10 protein-coding genes are annotated in these 10,472 nt (G+C 31.1%); 7 read left to right on the top strand and 3 right to left on the bottom strand.

Annotated features, from left to right (window positions below):
* Window positions 1-144 precede the first annotated feature (144 nt).
* Window positions 145-918: a M48 family metalloprotease gene (locus QZZ53_RS01745; RefSeq protein WP_296380804.1), complete on the bottom strand. Its 774-nt coding sequence runs from the start codon at window positions 916-918 to the stop codon at window positions 145-147.
* Window positions 919-1,070: 152 nt separating this feature from the next.
* On the opposite strand from QZZ53_RS01745, the gene QZZ53_RS01740 reads away from it, so the two are divergent.
* A complete protein-coding gene (locus QZZ53_RS01740; protein WP_296380802.1) occupies window positions 1,071-1,499 on the top strand; it encodes a GNAT family N-acetyltransferase in 429 nt (142 codons plus the stop codon).
* Window position 1,500: 1 nt separating this feature from the next.
* Here the strand turns inward: QZZ53_RS01740 and pepE are convergent, their stop codons facing one another.
* Window positions 1,501-2,208, bottom strand: coding sequence for a dipeptidase PepE (pepE, locus tag QZZ53_RS01735; protein WP_296380801.1), 708 nt, complete (start codon window positions 2,206-2,208; stop codon window positions 1,501-1,503).
* A gap of 142 nt (window positions 2,209-2,350) precedes the next feature.
* Between pepE and QZZ53_RS01730 the strand changes: the two genes are divergently transcribed.
* The 6 genes from QZZ53_RS01730 to QZZ53_RS01705 all read left to right on the top strand — a co-directional run bounded on the left by QZZ53_RS01730 (window position 2,351) and on the right by QZZ53_RS01705 (window position 9,766).
* A complete protein-coding gene (locus QZZ53_RS01730) occupies window positions 2,351-3,169 on the top strand; it encodes a carboxypeptidase-like regulatory domain-containing protein (RefSeq protein WP_296380799.1) in 819 nt (272 codons plus the stop codon).
* Window positions 3,156-3,968 carry a hypothetical protein gene (locus QZZ53_RS01725; protein ID WP_296380797.1) on the top strand — a complete coding sequence of 271 codons (813 nt, stop codon included), beginning with the start codon at window positions 3,156-3,158 and terminating at the stop codon, window positions 3,966-3,968. Before QZZ53_RS01730 ends, QZZ53_RS01725 begins: the two co-directional genes overlap by 14 nt.
* Window positions 3,969-4,014: 46 nt before the next feature.
* On the top strand, window positions 4,015-4,521 hold the full coding sequence (locus QZZ53_RS01720; protein WP_296380795.1) for a DUF6702 family protein: 507 nt from the start codon (window positions 4,015-4,017) through the stop codon (window positions 4,519-4,521).
* A gap of 66 nt (window positions 4,522-4,587) precedes the next feature.
* Window positions 4,588-6,885, top strand: coding sequence for a M1 family metallopeptidase (locus tag QZZ53_RS01715; RefSeq protein WP_296380794.1), 2,298 nt, complete (start codon window positions 4,588-4,590; stop codon window positions 6,883-6,885).
* 190 nt (window positions 6,886-7,075) lie between these two features.
* Window positions 7,076-7,366, top strand: a complete 291-nt coding sequence (locus tag QZZ53_RS01710) for a twin-arginine translocase TatA/TatE family subunit (protein WP_296380792.1) — start codon at window positions 7,076-7,078, stop codon at window positions 7,364-7,366.
* Window positions 7,367-7,546: 180 nt separating this feature from the next.
* Window positions 7,547-9,766, top strand: a complete 2,220-nt coding sequence (locus tag QZZ53_RS01705) for a response regulator (protein ID WP_296380790.1) — start codon at window positions 7,547-7,549, stop codon at window positions 9,764-9,766.
* A 33-nt stretch (window positions 9,767-9,799) separates the two neighbouring features.
* Here QZZ53_RS01705 and QZZ53_RS01700 read toward each other — a convergent pair whose 3' ends face one another.
* A complete protein-coding gene (locus tag QZZ53_RS01700) occupies window positions 9,800-10,444 on the bottom strand; it encodes an O-methyltransferase (RefSeq protein ID WP_296380788.1) in 645 nt (214 codons plus the stop codon).
* Between the last annotated feature and the right edge of the window lie 28 nt (window positions 10,445-10,472).

The following is a 10,472-nucleotide window of genomic DNA, read 5'->3' as shown; positions in this document are numbered from 1 at the left end:
GGTATGCGATCTTGGGTATTCTGCTTTAACACATGCAAAAAAAACAAAAGCAAAAGAGGCTGAATTATTTTTAAAACGTTTTAAAAATAAAAATGCCTAGAGTAATTATTTGAGTTAGTTAGTTAAATAGTTAGAAAATGCGTCTTAATTATAAGACGCATTTTTGTATTTTTTAATAGCTTCTCTAATTTTTTCTATACGATTTTCGGGATCTGGATGTGAGCTCTGAAACTCAGGAACACGGTTTGGACCAGCAGCAGCTTTTAAAATTTCCATAACATCTATCATTTCTTCAGGGTTGTAACCCGCGTCTATCATAAAATGCACACCTAATTCATCACTTTCTAATTCATCACCTCTGCCATTTTTTAACAATTGGCCTTGTCCATATTGTTGTGCAACTCCACCCATATCTATAGCAGAACCTCCCATGGCTAAGGTTTTCCAAAAATTAGCATTTGTAATACGTTCATTAGAATGCTTTCCAAGAACATGACCAATTTCATGACCAAGAACTCCGGCAAGTTGATCTTCATTTTCAAGTTTAGCGAATAACGCTTGGGTGATAAAAATTTGTCCGCCAGGTAGAGCAAATGCGTTAATAGTGTTTTCGTCAGCTAACAAATGAAACTCATATTTATAAGGTGTATCTTTTGCGATACTATTATTTACAAGTTTATTACCAACATTGTCTACCAAAGTTTGGTAACGATTGTCTGGATGTAAACCACCATGTTGTTGTGCCATACTAGGAGCACTTTGTAAACCAATAGTAATCTCTTGTTCTGGTGATAATGATATAGCTTGTTTTTTTCCTGTATAAGGGTTTACCTCTTCTTGACTACATTTTCTTAAAAATGCGAATGCAGCTATGGCTACAAAAATTAAAATTCGGACTTTAAAATTACCTCTTCTCATACTGATTGTATTAATGTGTTCAATTTACAAAAGTTTGACACAATATTTATCTAAAAGTCATTGGTTTTGGAACAAAAAAGCTAAATAATAAATAATTACCAATTATGAAGGGCAGCTAAAAAGATTTACTTTTATCATTATAATTACAAAATATGAGCTGTCAGTTTAAAATTATTTCTAATGATGATTTAGATCAAATCATTCCTTTAGTGTATGCATTAAATGAAGAGAAGGTAAGTGTAGATTTACTCAAATCGCGTTTTGAGGAAATGAAAAGTCAAAATTATGAATGCGCAGTTGTTTATGATGCTGATGATAATTTAGTAGGCGTAACTGGCTTGTGGTTTTGTACGCGTCACTATATTGGTAAAGCTGTAGAGCTAGATCATGTTTACTTAATGCCTGAGTATAGAAATAAAGGATTTGGTAAACAATTTATGAACTGGATTAATACTTATGTAAAAGAAAAGGGGTGTAATTCAATAGAACTAAATACTTATGTTCAAAATTACCCATCCCATAAGTTTTACTATAATGAAGGTTTTGAAATTTTAGGGTATCATTTTTTAAAAAAGATATAAACTACTTCAAAAAGCCTAAATCCGAATTAGTAGCTATTTCATAGGGAACTTTATCATGTTCAAAAATCCTGGCTTCTAAAGTTCCTTTTAAAGTTAAAGTATCGTCTTTTACATCAATCCAGCTCCCTTCACGCAAACCGATTACTGGTTGTGTGTTATAAGCATGAAATTCTTTAATTCGTGTTTCTCTAGTTTCTCCCATATGTGTACTACCAGTAATTGGATCTAAGTAATGCGGATTTATACTAAAAGGAACTAATCCTAAAGTTTTAAAACTTGGAGGATAGACAATTGGCATATCGTTAGTTGTATTCATGGTTAAACCACAAATATTACTACCTGCGCTAGTGCCTAAATAAGGAGTACCATTATTTATTGCATTTTTAATTGATGCTAATACATCGTTTTTATATAACTGAGACACTAAAACAAAGGTATTTCCTCCTCCTACAAAAATACCTTGAGCATTTGCAATTGCATCTTTAGGGTTTTTGAATTCGTGAATACCTTTTACAGATTTGCCAATAGAGTTAAAGGCTTTTGAAGCTGTCTTTGTATAATCGTCGTGTGAAATACCGCCTGGTCTTGCATAAGGAATAAAAAGAATCTCATCTGCATTTTTAAAATGAAGCTTAAGTTCTTCTAAGAGATATTCTAAATAACCACTACCATGAATGGTAGATGTGCTTGCAATTATAACTGATTTCAAAATTTGATATTTTAGATTCTTAATATTTACAAAGAAAGTTAAACTTTTTTAAAACTTCTATTTTATGTTTTAACAAACATTTATCAACAAATTCCTATGAGAATTAAAGAATATAGTCGAAATTTATTACAAGAATTTAAGTATGAAAAAAGCATTACTATTAGTATTCGGTTTATTTACAATAATTACATACTGCCAAGAGGCAAAAAGAATAACAGTCAATGGTACAATTGTAGTTTCGACGCAAGATAAAGAAGGTGTCACAGTTTATAATACATCTTCGAATAAAGGTACAACAACAGACGAAAACGGAAATTTTGAAATCAAAGTTATTGTTAATGATATTGTGGAGTTTGGAGCACTTCAATTTAAAGACTTTAGTGTTACCATTACAAAGAATGTTATAGATTCTAAACGGTTAACTGTAATTTTGGTGGAGGAAGTTAATAAATTAGATGAGGTGGTTTTGTTACCATTTGGTCTTACAGGAAACTTAGATGCTGATTTAGAAAATGTGAGAACTTATAACGTAAGTTTAGATGATGTGTATTTTGGTTTGGATCATATTAGTGATTTTGAGTTTTCTGCAGATTACAAAACCAAAGCAGATAATTTAGCATTTAATGAATATAATCCTAGAATGGATAATATGCTGAACGTTGTTAATATAGCAGGCTTTTTATTGAGTCAAGTTGTGGATATGGACGGAACAAATTCTAAAACAAAAGAAGAGAAAGCAGTAGCAAAAACACCATTTAAAGAAGCTCTAGATCAGTATAGTGTTAATTATATTCATTCTAATTTTAATATTCCCCTAAATAAGGTTGATGCTTTTATCGATTATTTAGAAAAAGAAGGAGTTGATGAAGTTTTGTTAGAAAAAGATAAAGAATTACAATTTTTAGAACGTATTACACAGCTAAGCAAATCTTTTATAAAACTGCAAAGTGAAAAGGATTAGTGCTCTATGTTTTTTTGTTGCCTTTACCACAACTTTAGTTCTCAATGCACAACGCAAAGATTTAAATGGTCAACTCATTGCAGATGATGAGGTAGAAGGTCTTCATATACTTAATAAGACTGCATCAAAATATGCTATATCTAAAGAAGATGGTAGCTTTGTTATTCTTGCAAAAGTATCTGACACCATAGTTATTTCAGGTATAAAATACCAAGTACAAGAGTATGTAATTACGCAATCTACAATAGACTTAGGTAGTTTTAATGTGCAACTTATAGAGAAAACAAATGAACTTAAAGAAGTTATTGTCGGCAAAATTCTGACAGGAAGCTTACAATCTGATCTCGAAAATTCTGACGCAAAAACTGAGATTAATTTTTATGATTTGGGTATTCCAGGTTATAAGGGTAAGCCTTTAACGCAAAACGAACGAAAGTTGCATGATGCTGATGCAGGTCCAACCGGAGCAATAATGGGAGGTCCTTTCGGTGGAGGTGTTGGTTTAAATATGCATAAATTATTGAATAAGATTAGTGGAAGAACAAAAAAACTCAAAACTATAGTAGCATTAGATGATAAAGAACGTTGTATTACAAGACTTAGACGAGAGTATGAAGAAGCCATTTTTCAAACAGATACCTTAGCTGAGAATTTAAAGAATGAATATTTTTATTTTTGTCAAGAAGATGAAGGATTTAAATCATTGTGCGATGAAAATAATGACTTAAAAGCCATAGAGTTTTTACAATCTAAGTTAAAAGCATACAACAAAAATAGGGAATCGGTAACTAAAGATTAACTTTGGAATACTTTTTGAATTTTACAGAATAACTATAAATTATAATATGAAATTATTACAACTCATAATAGCTTTTTTAATATTTCCTGTACTTCTTTCTAATAGTGCAAAGCACGATTACTACGTTAGTGTAACAAAGATTGAATATGCAAAGGAAGAACAGTCGCTTCAAATAATAAGTCAAATTTTTATAAATGATTTTGAAAAATTATTAAGACAGCGTTATGATGAAAGTATTACCTTAAATGAAGAAGATGAACCTGAAGCTATTGAAAAATATATGCAACGGTATTTGTCTGATAAGTTAAAAATTAATGTAAATGGAGCTTCTGTAGGATTCAAATTTATAGGTAAAGAATACAATGATGATATTACCTATTGTTATTTGGAAATTGAAAACATTTCAGAAATAAAATCTCTAGAGGTAATTAATAGAACATTATTTGATATTTTACCAGAGCAGCAGAACATTGTGAGGCTAAAACTGTTAGGTAGAAATAAGAGTTTTTTATTACTTCCAGACAATGATAAATGCATGTTAAACTTTAATTAAAAATCTGTTAAAGCCATCTTAAATTCCTATTTTAGGCATCATTTTTTATCAATACTAAAAACACTTATGAAAATTTTAAAATTCTTATTGTGTGCTTTTATTTTTGTTTCTGCCAGCACCTTTGCTCAGAACGAAATTAAGCCAGAGCGAAAACCTGGACACACTAACCAAAACAAGTTTAAACAATTATATGATGAGTTTGCAACTCCAAACATGTTTAGAACAGGTTCTGGTGCACCTGGCCCAGCATATTACCAACAACAGGCAGATTACAAAATGGATATCGAAATCGACGATGTAAATGCAAAATTGTATGGTAACGAAACTATTACTTACACTAATAATTCGCCAGATGAGTTAACATACCTTTGGGTACAGTTAGACCAAAATATGCGTGCTAAAGACTCTAAGACTCCACTTATAAGTGGTTCTGGAGTTTCTCCAGCAACAACATCTTCGAGAGCTGTTAGAACGTATTTAAAAGAGCGTTTTGATGGTGGTTTTAACATAGAACATGTTAAAGACGTTAATGGTAAAGATTTGCCTCATATGATTAATCGTACTATGATGCGTGTAGAGTTGCCTCAAGTGATGAAAACTGGAGATAAATTTTCATTCAAGATAAAATGGTGGTACAATATTAACGATCACGTTAAAGATGGAGGACGTTCGGGTTACGAGCATTTCGAAGAAAATGATAACAGAATATATGTAATGGCTCAGTTCTACCCTCGTATGGCTGTTTATAATGATACAGAGGGATGGCAAAATTCTCAGTTTTGGGGACGTGATGAGTTTGCGTTACCTTTTGGAGACTTTGATGTAAATATTACAGTTCCTGCAGATCATATTTTAGATGGTACAGGTTATTTAACTAATAGAGAGGACGTATTTACTAAAGATATGATGAAGCGTTTCAATCAGGCTAAGAAATCTTATGATGAGCCTGTTATGATTGTAACACAAGCTGAAGCTGAAAAAACAGAAAAGACTAAAAGTAACAAGAAAAGAACATGGAAACTTTCTGCTCAAATGGTTCGTGATTTTGGTTTTGCTACATCGCGTAAGTTTTTGTGGGATATGATGGCTGTTAAAATTGGTAGCAAAGATGTAATGGCAGTATCATTGTATTCTAAAGAAGGAAATCCATTATGGGAACAATGGTCGACAAGAGCTGTTGCTAGTACGTTAAAATCTTATTCTCGTATGACTTTTGATTATCCTTACCACAAGGCAATTTCTGTACATGCGCCTATGGGAATGGAATACCCTATGATTTGTTATAATTTTGGTCGTCCTGATAAAGAAGGAAACTATTCTGATAGAACTAAATATGGAATGATAAGTGTAATCATTCATGAGGTTGGTCATAACTTCTTTCCAATGATTGTGAATAGTGATGAGCGTCAGTGGACTTGGATGGATGAAGGTTTAAATACATTTGTTCAGTATGTTGCTGAGCAAGATTTCGGGGAATGGAATCCTACGGCTTTATCACCAGGACATGAGGAATACCCTGCGCGTAGAGGACCTCCAAAGAATATTGTAAGATACATGGGCGGAAATCAAGATTTTATTGCGCCAATAATGACCAAAGGTTTAAATACATACCAATTTGGTAGTAATGCTTATAGTAAACCAGCGACAGGATTGAATATGTTAAGAGAAACGATTATGGGTCGTGACCTATTCGATTACTCATTTAGAGAGTATGCTCATCGTTGGATGTTTAAACACCCAACACCAGAAGATTTTTTCCGTACTATGGAAGATGCGTCTGCTGTAGATTTAGATTGGTTTTGGAGAGGTTGGTTCTATACTACTGATTATACAGATATAGGAGTAAAAGAAGTGAAGAAATTTGCTGTAACGGCAAATCCAAATGATAATGGAAAAAGACTGGCAGATCGTTACAATATGGATCCTAATAGTTTAGTGTATTTTGTTGAGGAAGGAGCCGAAGGTTATGATGATGCAATGAAAAGCGCAACATCAATTGAAGATATTCCAACAGTAAAAGAATACATTATGGATAACTTTACTCCTGAAGAGCAAAAAGCAATGAAAAAGGCTCCAAAGTATTTCTATCAGGTTACTTTTGATAAACCAGGTGGTTTGGTAATGCCTCTAATTGTACAATATGAATATGCTGATGGTACTAAAGAGAAAATAACTTATCCTGCACAGATCTGGAGATTTAATGATAAAGAAGTTAGTAGGACAGTTGCTAGTGATAAAGAAGTTGTGTCAATTACTGTTGATCCAGATTTAGAAACTGCTGATGTAGATACATCAAATAATTCTTGGCCAAGAGAAGTTAAAGAGAGTGATTTCGACAAGTTTAAGAATAAAGTAAAGAACTAAATAGTTGATTTTAGAATATTAAGCCGACTTTAACGAGTCGGCTTTTTTATTGAATTATTGTTTTAAAAGTTGCTTATCCAATAAATTAAAACAAATAGTAGAACTAATTTCATTGAAGAGTAGAATCTTACACTCATTAAATTCAACTAATCTTTGTCTATATCGTTCACAAACTAACTATATTTGTATTGTGATTCATTCAGTGACATTATTATTTATCGGAGGTACCGAAATCGTATTTGTACTATTTATAGTGGTATTGGTATTTGGTGCTGATAAACTACCCGAAATAGCAAGAGGTATGGGTAAAGGTATGCGAACTTTAAAAGATGCAACTAATGATATTAAGCACGAAGTCACTAAAAGTGCTAAGGAAAATAATATTATTGATACTGATGTTGCCAAGGATATTCAAGAAGAAATCAATAAGGTTAAAGACGAACTTGGTGACTTCACAGGTTCAGTAAAGAGAAAACTTTAGTTGCTTAACGACCTGGTTTTCTATGCATTTGGTCGATTTTCTGACTTTTTAACTTGTTTATTTGTGTTTTAACAACTTTTTTTATCCGCTTTTAGGTATTCATATATCTTCCCAATCCCAAACCTACTGATTATGAAGATAAATAATAACCTATTTATTTGCTTCTGCCTATTTTTGAGTATGTCTTACGGCCAAACCGAAAGAGGTATTATCATTAGTGTAGATAGCATTAATTCACTTGCATTACGTCATTACAATGATAATGACATCGTAAATTCTTTTAATTTATATAATGAATCCTATAGATTGTCAGATTCTATAAATGACAATTATGGAAATGCTGTAGCCAATTTTAATCTTGGAAAGATATATAATCATATGCAAGAGTATGACAAAGCCCAAGGTTGTTACACCCAAATGTTAGATAGAGCTAAGGTTATTAATGATAATTTCTTAACAGCAATTTCTTATTTTAATCTAGGTAAATTGAAAAAGAACAGCAATCAGCTAGATGCTGCTGTTTCATTTTATAAAAAAGCATTACAATATGCACTTAACGAAGAAGTAATAGATCAAAATAATGAAGATAAAAGAAATCATATATTATTTGATATTAGAATTAATCTAGCTGATGTTTATATAGAGAGAAAGGAGCAGGCAGAAGCGTTAACCTATTTATTTAGAGCTAAGAATAGCTTAGAGCATATAAAGTCTACTGATTACTGTTCTAAAGGAAATTTGAGCTATACATATGGTCTGTATTTTATGGGGAAAGGATCTTATAATTTAGCTAATAATAAATTTAACGAAGCACAACGTTATTTGAAAAAGTGTAGTTCAAATGTAGTAGATATAAAATGTAATTTACTACTAAGTCAGGTCTATAAAAAGTTATCACTTTCTCTAGTTGCTTTAGACAAAAAGGATGAGGCATACAATGCATTAGTTAAGTATAATGAAGCGAGAGAACAATTCTTTAGTGCAGAAAAAATTAAGCAAGAGCAAATAGCTGAATCAAAATTTTTAATTGCAAATTATAAGCAAGAGGCTCAGTCTGCGATTAAAGAGAAATTAGTGCAACAACATATAGCTAGTAGAGTTAAATTTTTAAATATAGGTTTTGCATTTGTTATCATTATTTTATTAATCTCATTTGTGGTTATTTATAAAAATTACTTAGCTAAGCAGAAATTAAGTAATGTCTTAAAAAACAGAAATGAGCAATTGGAAATTGCAAAAAATCAGGCTGAGAAATCATCAGAACTTAAAACTAATTTTATCTCTAATGTAACACACGAGCTAAGAACACCTTTGTACGGTGTAGTTGGGTTAACTTCATTGTTACTTAACAATAATGATCTATCAAAAAAGGATAGTAAGTACTTAAAATCATTAAAATATTCTGGCGATTATCTTTTAAATTTAGTAAACGATATTTTACAAATAGGCAAAATGGATTCTGAAAAAGTTGAATTGAAAAGCGTTTCAGTTGAGTTAAAGGTGTTGGTTGAAAACATAATTAATTCATTTCAAAATCGACTACAAGAAACGAATAATCAAATTCAAATTGACATAGATGATGCTATTCCACAGCTTATTAAATGTGATAATGTAAGATTATCTCAAATATTAATAAATCTAATAGGAAATAGTGTGAAATTTACTGAAAGTGGTAAGATTTGCCTAAGAATTATAATGGAAGATATTACTGATAATAATATTGCCTTGCGTTTTGAAATTGAAGATAATGGGCCTGGAATTGAGAAAGCAAAACATAAAAAAATATTTGAAAACTTTTCCCAATTACACGAAAATAATAATGTTAATTATCAAGGAACAGGATTAGGTCTTTCTATTGTAAAGAATTTGGTAGAGTTATTTAAGGGGAAGATAGAATTAGAAAGTGAATTAGGTAAAGGTTCTAAGTTTAGTTTCAATGTAACATTCAAGATTGATAAAGATGCACTGAAAAATTCATCGAAAAAGAAGGATAATGATAAGGTTGTCGCTTTAAAACGAGGGTTTAGAATTTTAGTTGCAGAAGATAACAAGATTAACCAAATTGTAACTCAAAATTTATTAAAAAAGGAAAATTTTGAATGTCAAATTGTTCAAAACGGTCAAGAAGCAGTTGATGCACTTAAAGAAAATCATTTCGATCTTATATTAATGGATATTAATATGCCAATAATGAATGGAAATGAAGCGACCAAAGAAATAAGAAAGGGTAACCCTAGAATACCAATTATAGCTTTAACAGCTGCAGATATTGAAGAAGTTAAAAAAGAATATATGTCTATTGGGTATAATGGTGTTATTACAAAACCATTTGATAATTACGAATTCTTTCAGATGATTAATGCTAATATCCAAGATAATATATTAGAAAAAGTATCTTAAAGTAATTGTAGAATTAAGGAAGGCATAAAAAGCTTATGCTTTCTTTCTACTAATGGTTAAACCATCTCTAATAGGTAATAGTACTGTTTCTATTCTATTATCATTTTTAAGTAAGGTGTTATATTCTAAAACGGCTTTGGTAGACTTATCCTTTTCGTCTAAGGGTTCAATAACTTTTCCGTGCCATAATACATTGTCAGATAGAATGATACCTCCAGGGTTTAGCTTATCAATTATTAGATTAAAATAATTACAGTAATTAGGTTTGTCTGCATCAATAAAAACCAAATCAAAAGTTAGATTTAAATTCTCAATAATATCTACAGCATTTCCTGTATGTTGAATAATTTGATGTCCATATTCTGATTTATCAAAATACTTACGTTGAAAATCAACTAATTCTTCATTTATATCTATAGTGTGTAATTCTCCATCAGATGTCATACCTTCTGCTAAACATAGAGTAGAATAACCTGTAAATGTTCCTAGTTCTAAAATAGATTTAGGATGTATCAATTTAGAGATCATACTTAGTACTCTCCCTTGATAAGGACCACTAAGCATAATAGGTTGTAATACCTTCTGATAAGTTTCGCGAGTTAATTGTTGCAACAACTCTGGCTCTTGCTCAGAATGTGCTACGACATAGTTGTCTAAATCTTCTGGCAAGAAATACATATATGAAAAATTAAGTAAATGAGATGTT

Source organism: Winogradskyella sp. (assembly GCF_016744625.1).
In the GTDB taxonomy this organism is placed as follows: domain Bacteria; phylum Bacteroidota; class Bacteroidia; order Flavobacteriales; family Flavobacteriaceae; genus Winogradskyella.
Note: the sequence above shows the minus strand (reverse complement) of the source record. Positions and strands in the feature narration are given on the sequence as shown.

What these genes read in the sequence shown, in the direction of transcription:
- QZZ53_RS01740 (WP_296380802.1), top strand. Translation starts at nt 1,071, where the DNA reads ATGAGCTGTCAGTTTAAAATTATTTCTAATGATGATTTAGATCAAATC.
- QZZ53_RS01700 (WP_296380788.1), bottom strand. Translation starts at nt 10,444, where the DNA reads ATGTATTTCTTGCCAGAAGATTTAGACAACTATGTCGTAGCACATTCT.
- QZZ53_RS01715 (WP_296380794.1), top strand. Translation starts at nt 4,588, where the DNA reads ATGAAAATTTTAAAATTCTTATTGTGTGCTTTTATTTTTGTTTCTGCC.
- QZZ53_RS01705 (WP_296380790.1), top strand. Translation starts at nt 7,547, where the DNA reads ATGTCTTACGGCCAAACCGAAAGAGGTATTATCATTAGTGTAGATAGC.
- QZZ53_RS01720 (WP_296380795.1), top strand. Translation starts at nt 4,015, where the DNA reads ATGAAATTATTACAACTCATAATAGCTTTTTTAATATTTCCTGTACTT.
- QZZ53_RS01730 (WP_296380799.1), top strand. Translation starts at nt 2,351, where the DNA reads ATGAAAAAAGCATTACTATTAGTATTCGGTTTATTTACAATAATTACA.
- QZZ53_RS01745 (WP_296380804.1), bottom strand. Translation starts at nt 918, where the DNA reads ATGAGAAGAGGTAATTTTAAAGTCCGAATTTTAATTTTTGTAGCCATA.